Genomic DNA, 13887 nt, shown 5'->3' on the forward strand with positions numbered 1-13887 from the left:
GCGACTTTTTTACCATTGACCCGCCGCCGGGTTGCACAGAGAATAGCTAACAGCTGTTAGCTGAAAAGGACCCCTTCAGGATGGAACGCCCACCTATCATCATCACCAACACCCTGCTGTTTGCCCTCTCCGGGCTGACGGCACTGATCGCCGTGCCCTGGTACGGTCTGACCCACGGCTTCGATGCCTGGCAATGGGCCAGCTTCCTCCTGCTGTTCTGCTATTGCGGTATCTCCATCACCGCCGGATACCACAGGCTCTGGTCCCACAAGGCTTACAAGGCGCATCCGGCGCTGCAATGGCTGTTCGCCATCGGTGGCGCCCTCGCCTTGCAAAACTCGGCGCTGCACTGGTCCTCGGACCACCGTCGCCATCACCGCCATGTGGACCACGACCAGCAGGATCCCTACTCCGCCAGCCGCGGTTTCTGGTACTCCCACATCGGCTGGATGCTGCGGGAATACCAGCGCGATACCTACCACGACTACAGCAACGTGCGGGATCTGCAGAACAACCCCGTCGTCGCCTTCCAGCACAGGCACTACCTGGCGCTGACCCTGGCCACCAACATCGGCATCCCGCTGCTGCTGGGGCTGATGCACGGCGATCTGCTCGGCATGCTGCTGCTGGCGGGGGTGCTGCGCATGGTGATGACCCATCACACCACCTTCTTCATCAACTCTCTGGCCCATATCTGGGGCAGCCAGCCGTTCACGGATCGCAACAGCGCCCGGGACAACGGCATCCTCGCCTTCTTCACCTTCGGCGAGGGCTATCACAACTACCACCATCTGTTCGAGAACGATTATCGCAACGGCATTCACTGGTGGCAGTTCGATCCGACCAAGTGGCTCATCCGCGGCGCCGCCTGGCTGGGATTGGCCAGGGATCTGCGCACCTGTCCCGAGGAACGCATCGAGCAGGCGCGGTTGCAGATGCAGCTCAAGCGGGCCCATGCCAGGTTGCAAAAACGCGAAGACATGGAGATGTGGCAGGCACTGCTGCAGGAGGAGTACGACAAGCTGAGCCAGCAGCTGCAGCACTACTACGCCAGCCGCAAGCGTCTGCTGGAGCAGCGCAAGCGCAAGGCGCTGGCCCGCTACGACGCCCTCAAGCTGCAGCTCGAGTACCGCAGCCTCAAGGGCGGTTTTCGGGTCAGTCGCCGCAACTGGCATCGCCTGCTCGCCAACCTGAGCTGACCCATGACCCCAGCACCAGAAGGCCTCATCGCGAGGCCTTCTCTCTTTGTGTCGCCAGGGCAGGTCCGGCGGCGGACATAAAAAAATGGGGCGACATCTGGATGTCACCCCCTCGCAAATAGCATGTTCCATTTGGAATCAGACTCATCGACCTGCCTCCCCTCTCCGGGTTTCCGCTCCCAAAGAGACGAGCCGCCATGCGTTCGCACGGGGTGGGCCGACGCTTCCTCTTCCCCAACCCGGCAAGCCGGATTGGTTGTCCTTGCAACTGAAATCTTACCCAGTTCATCGTGAGAAAAACGTTTAACCTTGGCCGGATTCCGCCAACGGGCCTGAAATCCTGGTGTCACATCTCAATTTTCTTTTTAAAAACATATGGTTGGTTTTCACTCATTGGCAGTTTTGCCGCCGCACTCCCCCAATGGCTTACAAGGTTTTGCGAGATCTCGCACAAGGGGGGGATGAAAGCGCTACAGCCAGGGGCGCAGCGGCAGCCAGTGGCTCAGACGGGCAACCAGGCGGCGCCACCAGGGGGAGACGGGATCCGGCTCGCTGGCGGCACGCCGCCACTGCTCCAGCCAATCGTGCAACTCGGCGCAGAGGGGCGGACAGTGCAGGCGCAGCATCAGCTCGGTGTTGAGGTGCAGGGAGCGCGGATCCAGGTTGAAACTGCCGAGCAGGGCCTCCCGCTCCCCCAGCAGGATCAGCTTGGCGTGCAGGCTGAACCCGCTGCTGGCGGGCAGTTCGGCCAGGGCGATCCCCTGGCGCAGCAACCAGGGCTTGAAGCGATGATAGGCACCATGCACCAGGGGCACGTCCGTGCTGGCCAGGGAGTTGGTGAGCAGGCCGATGGCGATCCCCTGGGCCCGCAGTCGCTGCAGCTCACGGCGCAGGCCCCGGGTCAGGATCAGGTAGGGGCTCACCAGCTGCAATCCGCCCCGGGACTCGGCGAGCCGGCGCCACAGATAGCGGGCAGTGCCCGGCCGGGAGACCAGCCCCTTGCCGGGTCGATCGAACAGCACCTCGGCACGCCCAGGATGCCACGCCGGCTCAGGGGCAGGCTCAAACAACGAGGCGGGCAGGTCATAGATGGCGGACGTGGCGGGGTCGCAGAGGGTGAGCAGGAACTCGTTGACCACGGTCGCCTCCGTGGTCCCGATGCGACGGCGCAGCAGATGGCGGATGGGCTGGCTCCAGCGGCTGCCCCAGAACTGGACGAACCCTTGCTCCAGCTGCTGGCAGAGGGCGCCGCGACACCCCAGATCCAGATCGAGGAACTGGGATCCGCCCCCCAGACCGAAGTAGGCATCCCCAATGTTGCGTCCCCCCAGGATCCCCCGGCTGCCATCGACCAGCAGCAGCTTGTTGTGCATCCTGTGGTTGAGGCGCCGAAAACTGAGGCAGGCCTCCAGCGCCAGCGCCAGGGGGCGCCAGCCCCGTAGCCAGAAGGGATTGAACAGCCGCACCTCGATCCCGGGTTCGAACGCCAGCATCTCCAGGAAACGGTTGTCGCCGGCGTAGAGATCATCGATGAGCAGCTGCACGCGCACGCCGCGACGGGCGGCGCTCAGCAGCTCTGCCAGCAGCAGCTTGCCGCTGCCATCCTCGGCCCAGCTGTAATACTGGGCCTGGATCCGGCTGCGCGCGCCGCGGATCAGGGCAAGCCGCTGCCTCAGGGCCTGGGCCGGCTCGGCGATCAATGCAAACTCCCCCTCCTTCACCGCGCCTCCTCTTGCATGTTGGGTCAGGCAGAGCATAAAGCGCCCCTCCCTGCCTGTCTTCCCCGCCGTCATCGCCCTGTCACACGGCTCGTTCATATAGTGGCAGCACGACCAGCAACAAGGAGTTTCTTATGGACCTCAGTCAGCGGCCGTCACGCCCCCCATACAGCCCACCCCGCCATCAGCCGCTGTGGTCGCTGCCTCCCTGGTTCCTGCTGCATCGGGATCAACCCGGAGGCCAGTGACGCCAGCGGCGACTCAACGCCTGGCCGTGGTGGCCTCGATGGCGGCGGCCTTGCCCTCTATCTGGGGCAGGCTGAAGCGGTAGGCCACATAGTACTTGTAGATGGTGCCCACATAGTTGATCGGCCCCTGGCCCACCTCCTTGGCCACCAGCTGCTCCACGTTGCCGAACCAGATATCGGGATCCAGCCCCTGACCTGCGGCCTTCTCCCTCAGGCTCTGCAACCGGTTGGGCCCGGCGTTGTAGGCCGCCAGCGCCAGCAGGTGACGGTTGAGCACGTCGATCTTCGGATCCTGGAAGTAGGTATCGAGCAGGAAGCGCAGATAGCGGCAGGCCGCCTCCACATTGCCCTCCAGGGACGCCAGTCTGGCGCCCCGTATCCCCACCTCGGCACCGGCCACCGGCCTGAGCTGCATCAGGCCAATCGCCCCGCCCGGGGAACGGGCCGCCGGATCCAGCCCGGACTCCTTGTAGGCCAGGGCCGCCAGCATCAGCCAGTCCAGCTGATACTGGCGGGCATACTGCTCCAGCACGGTGCGGATCCGGGTCAGGCGGGCCAGCCGTTCGGTGGCGAGCAGGTTGCTCATGGGATCGACCTGGCTCAGCAGGCGGCGCAGCATGAGGTCGCTGTAGAGGCGGCGGCTGTCGGTCTGGGCCAGATAGCGGTTGGCCGCGTCGAGCAGGCCTGTGCTGTATTTGGGCAGGGCCCAGGCACTCTTGCCGTTGTCCCGCAGGGGCACCAGCTTGTGCGCCTTGAGGCCGGGCAGCAGATCGAGCCAGATCCGTCCCTTGAAGCTGTCGGTCACCGTCAGCGGGATCAGGCCGGCGGACACCATCTCCAGCAGATCGCCATCCTGCAGGTATTCGGGTACGGTTTCGATGTAGACGGGGGGCAGGCCGAGCTCCCGCAGCAGGCGATTGAGCTGGCCCAGACTCTCGTGGTAACTGGAGCTCTCCCGCACCCAGATGCGGCGGCCGGAGAGCTGGGTGATGCGATTGAAGCCTGGCAGGCTGTTCTGGCTCACCACCCACTCCTCGATGGGGGTGATCACCGGCTGGGTGAAGCTCACCTGCTCGCCCCTGGCCTGGGTCACGGTCAGGTTGGCCGCCACCAGATCGCCGCGCCCCTCGGCCAGATAGTCGAGCAACTTGTCCTGGCGCACCGGCACATAGACCACCTTGAGCTTGATGGGATCCCTGGCCAGATAGGTCTGATTGAGCCAACGCTCGAACCCCTGCAGCTGATTGACCAGCACGCCGCGCTCCGACCCCTTGTCGAAGAAGAAGAAGCCGCGCTCATAGACCACCAGGGCCCTCAGCTCCTTGCGCTGCAATATGCTGTCGAGATCGCCGGGCTGGGGAAGCAGGTGCGGCTTGAGATCCGCACCCAGCAGAGGAAATACCCACAGGGCCAGCAGGGCCCAATACCATAGCCGCATCGATCCGCCTTCTTGTCATCGGCCCGCTCCGGCCGTTCGTGATGACTAACTATAGGACGCGACCGACGGCAAACTGGTCGACTCGGCCCCCGGAAGGGCCTGGGGCTGGGCGTCTCAGAGCGAGCGGGAGCGCATCTCGAAGATCAGCTTCTCGGCGGTGCAGGTAAACTGCAGTCTCGCCTTGAGCTCGACCCCATCCACCCCCTGAGCCAGGGTGTGACTCAGCTCGACCTCGGCGCACACCTGCCGGGCGAGGGTCTCGTAGCCGGCCAGCTTGGCGAGGGCCGCCGCCTCGGTCGGCGCCGCTATCACCAGATCCAGCACATCATCGCCTTCGCCAATGATGGTGCCTATCTCGGCGAAACAGCCGCAGCTGTCGCAGGTCTCTTGCACTTTATCTTCTACCGACATGATGACACTCCTACTTCACATGGATGATTCATGGCCCAAGGCCAGCGGATGACAGTTGTAACAAATGAGACGATGACCCGACTTGGGCGAAATCAAGAGTGGCGCAATTAGGACATGGGTACCATAAAAAAATACGGCGACCCAGGGTCGCCGTCGCAAGTTGGTGCTACTCGTCCCTCAACCGTCACCTCCTGTGACAGCCGGCACAAGGCCAGAGACGGCAGTCAGGATAGGAGCCTGGAGATATGAAAACAAATGGTATAAATTCATCTTAGAATTGAAGGAGATTCATAACCCATGTTTCTGGAACAGCTGGCCCGCACCGATCTCAACCTGCTCATCATATTGCAAGTGCTGCTGGAGGAGCGCAACGGCAGCCGGGCCGCCCGCCGCCTGCACCTGAGCCAGTCCGCGGTCAGCAAGGCCCTGGGACGGCTGCGGGAGACCTTCGACGATCCCCTCTTCATCCGCTCCGCCTATGGCCTGGATCCCACTCCCCGCGCCCTGGCACTGCAACAGCAGCTGCAGCCCGTCCTGCTCTGCCTCGACACCCTGCTGCAGCCCCCGGCCTTCAACCCTGAGAGTTCGGAGCGGGAGTTCGTCATCGCCAGCATGGACAGCGCCTTCACCCTGTTCGCCCCCCTCTACCTCAATGAGCTCAAGCGCCGCGCTCCCAGGATACGGCTGCGCTACGAGGAGTGGACCGAGCACAGCCTGACCGAGATGGGCCAGGGCCAGGTGGATATCGCCATCACGGTGCGGGAGAACTGCCTCACCTCGGACTTTCGCCAGGACACGCTGCCGGGCACCATCTGCCAGCGGCTGCTCGCCATCGACAACCTCACCTGCCTGGTACGCCAGGGCCACAGCGCCCTGACCGAACCCCGCTGGGATCTGGCCCGCTACCTCGCCTATCCCCACGTGCAGACCTACTGCGAGGGGCGGGATCGCTGGATGCTGGATCACAAGCTGGCGGAGCAGGATCTGCAACGGCGCATCGAGGCGACCGTGCCCTCGTTCGAGGCGGCCCTGCGCATGAGCATGCACTCTGACATGATAGTGACCCTGTCACGGCTCTATGCCCGCCATGCCACCCAGGTCTACCCCCTGGTGCAGCTGGCGCTGCCCATCGCCCTGGACAGCATCTCCCACCTCCTGATCTGGCATCAGAGCCACGAGGCCGACCCTGGCCATCGCTGGCTGCGAGAGACCCTGCTCACCCTGATCCTCGACAAGCTCGACAAGCCGGAAGCGGCATGAAGATCGAACACGTCAGCCTGACCATCGCTGGCTGCGGGAGACCTCGCTCATCCTCATGACCCTCGACAAGCTCGACAAGCCGGAAGCGGCATAAAGATCGAACACGTCAGCCTGACCATTGCTGGCTGCGGGAGACCCCGCTCATCCTCATGACCCTCGACAAGCTCGACAAGCCGGAAGCGGCATGAAGATCGAACACGTCAGCCTGACCATCGCTGGCTGCGGGAGCCCCCGCTCATCCTCATGACCCTCGGCAGGCTCGACAAGCCTGAAGCGACATAAAGATCAAACACGGCCGCCTGCTCCGGGAGAGCCCGAACAGCAGGAGCCCGGCACTGGGCCGGGCTCCTTGTCGTCATCGCCTGTCGCCATGGGGCTCAGCCCGTCACCTGCAGGTAGTGATGCACCCCATCGAGCAGCATCTGCACCGAGATCATCACCAGCAGCATCCCCATCAGCCGCTCCACCGCCGTGAGTCCTCGCTCACCCAGCAGCTTGTTGAACACCTCGTAGAACATCAGGATGACGGCGCTCGTCCCCCAGGCCATCAAGAGAGCCAGCGACCAGTCCGTCATGCGCGTCGGCGCCTGGTTGGCCAGCAGCAGCAGGGAAGCCAGGATGGAGGGGCCCGCGATCATGGGGATCGCCATGGGCACCAGGAAAGGCTCCTCCCCCGCGGCCAGGCCGGTCACGCCGCCGGGCCCGGGGAAGATCATCTTGATGGCGATGAGGAAGAGGATGATGCCACCGGCGATGCTCACCGCCTCCTGACGCAGGTTGAGAAAGCTCAGGATCTGCTGACCGGCAAACAGGAAACCCATCATGATGGCCAGGGAGAACAATAGCTCGCGCATCATCACCTTGCGCCGGCGCTTGGGGTCTATGTGACGCAGGATCGACAGAAACACCGGCAGATTGCCGAGGGGATCCATGATGAGAAACAGCATGACGGCGGCGGAGAAGGTATCCATGGCACTTCCGGGACGTGGGGAAAAGAGGAGGGAATATAGCAAAGGGGAGAAGCCGCGGCGAGCCCGCGCCCTCTCCCCTTGCTAGCGGCCATCTCAGCCGTGGTGGCAGATCCTGTCGGCCCGGGTCTGGAACCCCTGTTCATCCTCGACGAACTTGCCCCGGGCGCGCAGCAGGGCGATCAGCCCGTCGGCATCCAGGTCCCTGGCGCTGCAGGTGTGGTAGCGGGCCTGGGCGCCAAATCGCGCCGCCATCGCCGACTTGAGGCTCTCCTCGCTGAACTGGCCTCCCCTGGCCAGCATCATCTCCATCACCTCATGACCATGAATCGAGTCGGACATCTCTCACCTCTGAATGAATATATCGGATGTCAATTACAGCCGGCCTCGGGGCGCCACTCCTTGATGTGCGCCAAGAAAAGCCCAATTAATCATCCGCCAGGCTGGCTCCGCCGCCGACTTTGTCGATAATGTGGCAACCGGACGAGGGGATCGCTACACTGGCGCCCTTTTCGCCACCACGACTGAAGATAAGGACATTGGCGTCATGCTGCTCCATGGACGGGCCCGCAAGCCCTGGCGGATCTGGACCCGTCGCCCCCTCTGGCTCAAGACCCTGATCGGCATGCTGCTCGGCATCGGCCTCGGCATGGGGTGGAGTGAGCAGGCACTGCTGCTCAAACCCGTCGGCACCCTGTTCGTCAACACCATACAGATGCTGATGGTGCCCCTCATCTTCTGCTCCATCATCGCCGGGCTGACCGGCCTGCTGCGGGGCAGGGTCCTGGACAGGATCGGCCTCAGGGCCATCGGCTACTACCTCTGCTCCACCGCCCTGGCCATCTGCATCGGCCTGATGATGGGCTGGCTGCTCGAGCCCGGGGTCGGCGCCGACATGGGCCCCTACCAGAGGCCCGAGACGCTCCAGGATCTGACCCTGGCCACGGCGCTGGCCCAGCTGGTGCCACGCAACCCCATCCAGGCCATCGTCGATGGCAAGATACTCCAGGTGATCGTGTTCGCGGTGGCCCTGGCCCTGGCACTCAATGCCAGCGGTCGCCGTGGCCGGCCGGCCATCCGCGCCTTTACCTCCCTGGCCGACGGCATGTTCACCCTGACCCAGATGGTGATGTCCCTCGCCCCTTACGGGGTCTGCGCCCTGATGGCCTGGATGACGGGGCGCTATGGCGCCGCCATCATGCTGCCCCTGCTCAAGGTGATCGGCGCCGTCTACCTCGGCTGCCTGCTGCACCTGCTCGGCGTCTACAGCGGCCTGTTGCTGCTGCTGGCTCGCCTCAACCCCCTGCACTACTTCAAGAGCATACTGGATGCCCAGGCGGTGGCCTTCACCAGCAGCTCGAGCGAGGTCACCCTGCCCGTCAGCCAGAGCTGTGCCGAACACAGACTGGGGGTATCCCCCCCCATCGCCGCCAAGGTGCTACCCATCGGCGCCACCATCAACATGGATGGCACCGCCCTCTATCAGGGGGTCACGGCCCTGTTCGTGGCCCAGGCCTTCGGGGTGGACCTGCATCTGTTCGACTACCTGATCATCATCAGCATCGTCACCCTGGCCAGCATAGGGACTGCCGGCACCCCGGGCACAGGCCTGATGCTGCTGACCCTGACCCTGACGGCGGTGGGCCTGCCCCTGGAAGGGGTGGCCCTCATTGCCGGCATAGACCGCATCCTCGACATGGCCCGCACCACGGTCAACGTCTCAGGGGATCTGCTGGTCTCGGTGCTGATCGGTCGGCGCGAGGGCGAGCTGGATCTGGCTGTCTATCAGGATCCCAGGGCAGGAGAGGAGATAGACTTCAGCGCCCGCTGATCCCTGGCGCCCTCTGTTGTCGCGGGAGCCAGGTGTGATGACCACGCCCGCGCCTCAGGCGAGGGGGTTCACTCGTCGTGGGGATCATGGTGGCAGCGCCAGCAGATCTCGAAGTTGGCCTCGTTCTCCTCGCCACACTGGCCGCAGAGCCAGCCGTTGCCCTGGCGCTGTTGATAGCGCTCTATCACCCGTCCGGCCCGGCTGCGATCCTGTTCACGCACCATCAGGGTCACCTGCAACAGGTCGATCGGCAATTCGCCGATGGCCCCTCCCAATCCCTCGCCGCTCAGCCGGACCGGGATCCCTTCCACCTCCAACGCCCCCTTGAGGGCATGCGCCTCCAGGGTGTGGGAGGCGCGATACAGATTGAACCAGTTATCCATCTTGCTCCTTCATAGCAACTTGTCGATGCCGAACTCTTCCCCATGCTGCACCATGAAATCGATAAAGGCACGCAGCTTGCGCGGCATCAGTCGCCGCTCCGGGAACAGCAGGTAGAGAGAAACCCTGGGTTGACGCCACTCGGGCAACAGGGTGACCAGGGTTCCCGCCGCCAACTCGTCGTGACAGAGCATGGCGGGCAGGGAGGCCAGCCCCAGCCCCGCCTTGGCCGCCTCTCTGGCACAGGTAATATTGTTGACCACAAAGCGCGAGGGCGGATCCACCAGCACCTCCTCCTCGCCACGCTCGAAGCGCCATTGGTGGGCGAGAAAGCCGCTGCTGACCCGGATCCGCTCATGGTTCGCCAGATCCAGGGGCCCCTCGATGGGGCCATGACCGGCTAGGTAATCGGGGCTGGCGCAGAGGATCCGCTCGGTACTCCACAGGCGGCGCGCCGCCAGGTTGGAGTCCAGCATGTCACCGACCCGCACCACGGCATCCAGCCCCTCGCTGATGGGATCCACCACACGGTTGGTCAGATCCAGCTCCACCCTGAGGGCAGGATAGGCTTGCAGAAAGCACGCTATCATGCGGGCGACCACCAGCTGCCCCGTCTCGATGGGCACCGCCAGCTTGAGCAGGCCGGTCACCTCCTGCTGGCTGGCACTGAGCATCAGCTCGGCCTCGGCCAGCTCGTTGACCGCCTTGCTGCAACGCTGATAGTAGGCCTCCCCCTCCTCGGTCAGGGTCAGCTGCCGGGTGGAGCGATAGAGCAGTCGTACCCCGAGTCGCTGCTCCAGCTCGGCGATGCGCCGGCTCACCGTCGCCTTGGTCATGCCCAGCTCCTGGGCGGCCGCGGTGAAGGATCCCTTGTCGACGATCCGCACCAGAATGAGTGCCGCGTTCAAGTCCATTGTTGCACCAGTGAAACTGTATTTCTCATGAAACGATACTAATCGAAACAGTGACCCGATGTTAGCCTGTTCACCTTCAGTTCAGGAATCCACATCATGAGTCAACAAAAGAAGATCCCCCTGCTGGCCGCCCTGATCTTGCTGGTGCTGGCCCTGCTGTTCGCCGCCTACTGGTATGGTTATGGCCGCCACTTCGAGCGCACCGACAATGCCTACCTGCAGAGCGAAGTGACCGGCATCGCCACCAAGCTGCCCGGCTACATCGCCGAGGTGCTGGTGACCGACAACCAGACCGTCAAGGCGGGTCAGCTGATCGCCCGCATCGACGATCGTGAGTACCGCACCCGGCTGGCCGAGGCGCAGGCCAACCTGGCCCTGAGCCGGGCCGAGGCGGTCAACCTGGAGGCGACCCGGGTCCAGCAGCTGAGTCTGATCCGTCAGGCCGAAGCCAAGGTGAAGGAGGCGAGCGCCGACGTGATACGCGCCCGGCAGCAGGTCAGCCGGATTGGCAGGCTCAACACGGCCCACTACAGCTCCCAGGACAGCCTGGATGAGGTGAAGGCCAACCTGCAGGTCAGCCAGGCCAGGCAGCAGGATGCCGAAGCCGGCCTGCAATCGGCCCGGGATCACCTGGCCGTGATCATCTCGGAGCGCCAGCAGAAGCAGGCCCAGATCGACTTGAGCCAGGCCCAGCTGGCCCAGGCCAGGCTGGATCTCGATGACACCGAGCTGCGGGCACCGGCCGACGGCGTCATCGGCAAGCGCAGCCTGCGGGAAGGGCTCTATGTCCAGTCCGGCATGCAGGTGGCCAGCCTGGTGCCCCTGGACGGGGTCTGGGTCGAGGCCAACTTCAAGGAGACCCAGCTGGCCCATATGATGCCAGGTCAGCGGGTGGAGCTGGTGCTCGATGCCTACCCGGATCAGCCGATCGAAGGGGTGATCGACAGCCTGGCCCCGGCTACCGGCGCCAAGTTCGCCCTGCTGCCGCCGGAGAACGCCACCGGCAACTTCACCAAGATAGTGCAGCGGGTGCCGGTCAAGATCCGCATCCCGGCGCCGGGCGCCCTGGCGGGCAAGCTCAGACCCGGCCTCTCCACCGAGGTGATAGTGGATACCCGCACCGGCGGGGACGACCCTGAGCCCAGACTGGCGGCCAACTGATGGAAGCCATACCGCGTCGCAACTGGATCGCCGTCATGGGGGGGCTCATCGGCGCCTTCATGGCCATTCTGGACATCCAGATCACCAATGCCTCCCTGAAGGATATTCAGGGGGCCCTGTCGGCCACCCTGAGCGAGAGCTCCTGGATCTCCACCTCCTATCTGGTGGCGGAGATGATCGCCATCCCCCTGAGCGGCTGGCTCAGCCGGGGCCTGAGCGTGCGCCGCTACCTGCTGTGGACCACGGGAGCCTTCATCGTCTCCTCCGTGCTCTGCTCGTTCAGCTGGAACCTGACCAGCATGATAGTGTTTCGCGCCATGCAGGGCTTCACCGGCGGCGCCCTCATCCCCATGGCCTTCTCCCTTATCATCAGCCTGCTGCCCCTGCACAAGCGGGCCACCGGCATGGCGCTGTTCGGCCTGTGCGCCACCTTCGCCCCCGCCATCGGTCCGACCCTGGGCGGCTGGCTCACCGAACAGCTCTCCTGGCACTACATCTTCTACCTGAACGTGCCGCCCGGTTTGCTGGTGATGGCCATGCTGGCCCATGGTCTGGACAAGAAGCCGGTGGACTGGGCCATCATGCGCCAGGTGGATCTGGTGGGCATACTCACCATGGCGGTGGGGCTGGGGCTGCTGGAGGTGGTACTGGAAGAGGGCAACAGGGAGGACTGGTTCGGCTCCAGCTTCATCGTGCGGCTCACCCTCATCTCGGTGGTGGCCCTGGTGTTCTTCGTCATCAGCCAGCTGCTCAGGCGCCATCCCCTGGTCAACCTGCGGCTGCTGCACAACCCGCGCTTCGCCCTGGCCTGCTTCGCCTATCTGGTGCTCGGCATGGCCTTGATGGGGTCCATCTATGTGCTGCCCCTCTACATGACCCAGATCCACAACTACAACGCCCTCGAGATAGGAGAGGTGCTGATGTGGATGGGGCTGCCCCAGCTGCTGGTGCTGCCCCTGGTGCCCCGGCTGGTCCACAAGGTGGATCCCCGCTACCTGGTGAGCTTCGGCTTTCTCATCTTCGGGGTGAGCTGCTTCATGAACGTCAACATGAGTGCCGACTACGCCGGCCCCCAGCTGATCCAGTCCCTGATAGTGCGGGCCCTGGGGCAGCCCTTCGTCATGGTGCCCCTCTCCCTGATCGCCACCGCCAGCCTGACCCAGGAGGAGATCCCCTCCTCCTCCACCCTGCTCAACGTGTTGCGCAATCTGGGAGGGGCCTTCGGCATCGCCATCATCGCCACCCTGCTCGACAACGATACCCGCATCCATGCCAGCCAGATCGCCAGCACCCTGGCGGCCAGCAGCATAGAGGGGCAGGCCTACCTGCTGAACCTGACCAACAGCATGCTGGCCCAGGGCAGTGACCCCGCCATCGCCAGGCAGCAGGCCAATGCCGTGCTGAGCGGCACCATACTGAGGGATGCCGCCATCATGGCCTACAACCAGGTGTTCTACGTGATGGGGATCTTCTTGCTGGTCGCCAGCGCCCTGGTGCTGTTCCTCAGATCCCCCGCCCCCCAGGCGGCAGACGCAGCCCCCGTGGAAGCCCATTGACCCTGCAGGGTCATCTAGCTCGCCAGGGAGGCGGCAATCAGAAACTGCGCGGCGAAGTAGCTGCTCATCACCCAGGCGGTGGCATGGGGGAAGGGGCGGCGGAAGCGGTTGATGGCCAGCAAGGCATCGGAGCAGAGAAACAGGAGGGCGCCCACCAGGGCGGCGGCGCTGCCGGCGGTGAGGGAGGCGCGCCAGGCCGCCGCGGCGACCCAGACCAGCGCTATCATCATCAGGGTGTAACAGAGCAGGGGCCAGCGCATCGACCCCAGATGCGGGCGCAGCACCCCGAAGTAGACACAGGCCACCAGGATCAGCAGCAGGCCATCCACCAGGTTGAGCACCAAGGGCCCCTGGGCCAGCCCGACGATGTAGCACAGATGTGCGACAAGAAATGCCGCCAGCCCTTGCAGGAATCGGTCGACCGGCAGCATCAGCATGATGTCCCCCAGCAGGGAGAGGCAGAGGCCGAGCAGGATCCAGGCATGGGAACCGTTGTGGTCGTCGCCGTGATAGCCGAACGCCAGGGCCACGATCAGCAGCATGGTCAGGGGCTTGCTCAGGTAAAACTGGCGGGGATCCGCGCCGTAAGCGGCCTTGATATGCCACCAGGCAGACGCGATGATCATCACACTCAACCACATGCCGGAATACCTCTTCCCCGTAAAGACAATGGCCCGGCGATCCTCAGGCCCAGCGCCGCGCTAGGGTAGCAAATTCCCCCCCTCGGGGGCAGAGGGCGAGACGCGAATGAGCAGGATAAGCCTAAAGTCTAATTGTCATCCCCACCCCCATGGGGCATAAG

13 protein-coding genes are annotated in these 13887 nt (G+C 64.3%); 5 read left to right on the top strand and 8 right to left on the bottom strand.

The window, feature by feature from the left end; translation table 11 throughout:
* The first annotated feature begins 80 nt into the window (after positions 1–80).
* Positions 81–1199: a fatty acid desaturase gene (locus ACEUCR_RS16645; protein WP_042000556.1), complete on the top strand. Its 1119-nt coding sequence runs from the start codon at positions 81–83 to the stop codon at positions 1197–1199.
* Positions 1200–1669: 470 nt separating this feature from the next.
* On the opposite strand, the gene ACEUCR_RS16650 is transcribed toward ACEUCR_RS16645, so the two are convergent.
* The 3 genes from ACEUCR_RS16650 to ACEUCR_RS16660 all read right to left on the bottom strand — a co-directional run bounded on the left by ACEUCR_RS16650 (position 1670) and on the right by ACEUCR_RS16660 (position 5014).
* A complete protein-coding gene (locus ACEUCR_RS16650) occupies positions 1670–2920 on the bottom strand; it encodes a phospholipase D-like domain-containing protein (protein ID WP_408791523.1) in 1251 nt (416 codons plus the stop codon).
* 258 nt (positions 2921–3178) lie between these two features.
* On the bottom strand, positions 3179–4603 hold the full coding sequence (locus ACEUCR_RS16655; RefSeq protein WP_042000552.1) for an MltF family protein: 1425 nt from the start codon (positions 4601–4603) through the stop codon (positions 3179–3181).
* Positions 4604–4717: 114 nt separating this feature from the next.
* Positions 4718–5014 carry a YfcZ/YiiS family protein gene (locus ACEUCR_RS16660; RefSeq protein WP_392443523.1) on the bottom strand — a complete coding sequence of 99 codons (297 nt, stop codon included), beginning with the start codon at positions 5012–5014 and terminating at the stop codon, positions 4718–4720.
* 297 nt (positions 5015–5311) lie between these two features.
* On the opposite strand from ACEUCR_RS16660, the gene ACEUCR_RS16665 reads away from it, so the two are divergent.
* Positions 5312–6274: a LysR family transcriptional regulator gene (locus ACEUCR_RS16665; RefSeq protein ID WP_042000547.1), complete on the top strand. Its 963-nt coding sequence runs from the start codon at positions 5312–5314 to the stop codon at positions 6272–6274.
* Positions 6275–6651: 377 nt separating this feature from the next.
* Here the strand turns inward: ACEUCR_RS16665 and ACEUCR_RS16670 are convergent, their stop codons facing one another.
* Together ACEUCR_RS16670 and ACEUCR_RS16675 are read right to left on the bottom strand one after the other, a co-directional pair.
* A complete protein-coding gene (locus ACEUCR_RS16670) occupies positions 6652–7245 on the bottom strand; it encodes a YhgN family NAAT transporter (RefSeq protein ID WP_408791513.1) in 594 nt (197 codons plus the stop codon).
* 93 nt (positions 7246–7338) lie between these two features.
* On the bottom strand, positions 7339–7584 hold the full coding sequence (locus ACEUCR_RS16675; RefSeq protein ID WP_042000541.1) for a YecH family metal-binding protein: 246 nt from the start codon (positions 7582–7584) through the stop codon (positions 7339–7341).
* A 205-nt stretch (positions 7585–7789) separates the two neighbouring features.
* Here ACEUCR_RS16675 and ACEUCR_RS16680 point away from each other — a divergent pair, with 205 nt between their 5' ends.
* Positions 7790–9073, top strand: coding sequence for a dicarboxylate/amino acid:cation symporter (locus ACEUCR_RS16680; RefSeq protein WP_042000538.1), 1284 nt, complete (start codon positions 7790–7792; stop codon positions 9071–9073).
* A gap of 68 nt (positions 9074–9141) precedes the next feature.
* Here ACEUCR_RS16680 and ACEUCR_RS16685 read toward each other — a convergent pair whose 3' ends face one another.
* On the bottom strand, positions 9142–9456 hold the full coding sequence (locus tag ACEUCR_RS16685) for a putative signal transducing protein (protein WP_111874362.1): 315 nt from the start codon (positions 9454–9456) through the stop codon (positions 9142–9144).
* A 9-nt stretch (positions 9457–9465) separates the two neighbouring features.
* Positions 9466–10368 (bottom strand): LysR family transcriptional regulator, encoded by a 903-nt coding sequence (locus ACEUCR_RS16690; RefSeq protein WP_042000532.1) that lies wholly within the window; start codon positions 10366–10368, stop codon positions 9466–9468.
* A 96-nt stretch (positions 10369–10464) separates the two neighbouring features.
* On the opposite strand from ACEUCR_RS16690, the gene ACEUCR_RS16695 reads away from it, so the two are divergent.
* Together ACEUCR_RS16695 and ACEUCR_RS16700 are read left to right on the top strand one after the other, a co-directional pair.
* The gene (locus tag ACEUCR_RS16695; RefSeq protein WP_111874363.1) at positions 10465–11529 is read left to right on the top strand and encodes an HlyD family secretion protein; all 1065 of its coding nucleotides are present in this window, start codon (positions 10465–10467) and stop codon (positions 11527–11529) included.
* Complete coding sequence (locus tag ACEUCR_RS16700) at positions 11529–13085, top strand: DHA2 family efflux MFS transporter permease subunit (protein ID WP_042000526.1); 1557 nt, start codon at positions 11529–11531, stop codon at positions 13083–13085. Before ACEUCR_RS16695 ends, ACEUCR_RS16700 begins: the two co-directional genes overlap by 1 nt.
* A gap of 14 nt (positions 13086–13099) precedes the next feature.
* On the opposite strand, the gene ACEUCR_RS16705 is transcribed toward ACEUCR_RS16700, so the two are convergent.
* Positions 13100–13726 carry a lysoplasmalogenase gene (locus ACEUCR_RS16705; protein ID WP_042000524.1) on the bottom strand — a complete coding sequence of 209 codons (627 nt, stop codon included), beginning with the start codon at positions 13724–13726 and terminating at the stop codon, positions 13100–13102.
* Positions 13727–13887: the final 161 nt, after the last annotated feature.

The organism is Aeromonas bivalvium (assembly GCF_046078285.1).
GTDB classification, from domain to species: domain Bacteria; phylum Pseudomonadota; class Gammaproteobacteria; order Enterobacterales; family Aeromonadaceae; genus Aeromonas; species Aeromonas bivalvium.

Bases quoted from the DNA above. Each gene is read 5' to 3' on its own strand.
- ACEUCR_RS16645 (WP_042000556.1), top strand. From the start codon at position 81: ATGGAACGCCCACCTATCATCATCACCAACACCCTGCTGTTTGCCCTC.
- ACEUCR_RS16655 (WP_042000552.1), bottom strand. From the start codon at position 4,603: ATGCGGCTATGGTATTGGGCCCTGCTGGCCCTGTGGGTATTTCCTCTG.
- ACEUCR_RS16660 (WP_392443523.1), bottom strand. From the start codon at position 5,014: ATGTCGGTAGAAGATAAAGTGCAAGAGACCTGCGACAGCTGCGGCTGT.
- ACEUCR_RS16665 (WP_042000547.1), top strand. From the start codon at position 5,312: ATGTTTCTGGAACAGCTGGCCCGCACCGATCTCAACCTGCTCATCATA.
- ACEUCR_RS16670 (WP_408791513.1), bottom strand. From the start codon at position 7,245: ATGGATACCTTCTCCGCCGCCGTCATGCTGTTTCTCATCATGGATCCC.
- ACEUCR_RS16675 (WP_042000541.1), bottom strand. From the start codon at position 7,584: ATGTCCGACTCGATTCATGGTCATGAGGTGATGGAGATGATGCTGGCC.
- ACEUCR_RS16680 (WP_042000538.1), top strand. From the start codon at position 7,790: ATGCTGCTCCATGGACGGGCCCGCAAGCCCTGGCGGATCTGGACCCGT.
- ACEUCR_RS16685 (WP_111874362.1), bottom strand. From the start codon at position 9,456: ATGGATAACTGGTTCAATCTGTATCGCGCCTCCCACACCCTGGAGGCG.
- ACEUCR_RS16690 (WP_042000532.1), bottom strand. From the start codon at position 10,368: ATGGACTTGAACGCGGCACTCATTCTGGTGCGGATCGTCGACAAGGGA.
- ACEUCR_RS16695 (WP_111874363.1), top strand. From the start codon at position 10,465: ATGAGTCAACAAAAGAAGATCCCCCTGCTGGCCGCCCTGATCTTGCTG.
- ACEUCR_RS16700 (WP_042000526.1), top strand. From the start codon at position 11,529: ATGGAAGCCATACCGCGTCGCAACTGGATCGCCGTCATGGGGGGGCTC.
- ACEUCR_RS16705 (WP_042000524.1), bottom strand. From the start codon at position 13,726: ATGTGGTTGAGTGTGATGATCATCGCGTCTGCCTGGTGGCATATCAAG.